The sequence below is a fragment of the Vibrio sp. 704 genome (genome assembly GCF_033339295.1).
Genome location: NZ_JAWOUH010000233.1, coordinates 1 through 862 on the forward strand (window position 1 = coordinate 1; position 862 = coordinate 862).

Consider the following 862-nt stretch of genomic DNA (forward strand, 5'->3'; position numbering starts at 1 on the left):
TCAAAGCTCAGATCCATCAGCGTTGGGTCTTCTTTACGGAATGCTTCTAGGCGATCAGCCAGTGTAGCTTCATCATGAAGATTGCCAGCAGCCACTTCGGCATCTAGCCAGCAAAGGAATTTGCTCATCGCTACACCGTCGCGGATATGACAGGCTTTCATGCCCGCAATCTCAACTTCGTTTTTCGCGGCTTTTGGCATTAAACATGGATCGGCTGCAGCAATAACCGATGCGCCTGCATTTTGCAGAACTAACTTAAACCATGCGTTACTGATTGCTGGGTCGAGCAATACCTTTTTACCAGACATGGCTTCAAGGCGTGATTGAAGTGCTTCTGGATGATGAACCGTCACACCAGTGCCCACGTGCGCTGAAAATTCAGCAGGTAAGCGAGCGGGATCTAGGAAGTACTCCACACTTGAGTCGGCATGAAGAATCGCGTGCGATAGTAAAACTGGCAAACGCGATACATCCAAGCCACGTACATTCAATAGCCAACAAATAGAATCAAGCGCTGTGATGACTGCGCTGTCTGCACCGGCTTTTGCTACCAGTTGAGCGATCTCTTTACGCTTACTTTCGCTTGATTGACCAACGGCTTTTGTTGGCATGAGGCGAACGTCAGAAACCACTGGTGCAGGGCGGTCATGCCACAATTCATCAATTGGGTTGCCGGAGAGAATGTTTAGCTCTAGTTTTCCGGCCAGTTTTGCTTGTGCCATATCTAGCCAAGCCGAACTGTGCATGCGAGGGTCGATAGCCACGGACGCATTTGTGGTTAGATTGTCTTGAATCCAATCCAATGCTGGTTCTTCAATTAGGTGGCGATATTCAAACAACTCACTAGGAACTTGTTTGGTCA

1 protein-coding gene is annotated in these 862 nt (G+C 48.6%); it reads right to left on the reverse strand.

All coding sequences use genetic code 11. The features are described from left to right. Positions 1-862, reverse strand: an 862-nt coding sequence (locus R7R24_RS25655; RefSeq protein ID WP_318119936.1) for an aminopeptidase P family N-terminal domain-containing protein, incomplete at both ends; no start/stop codon positions are given.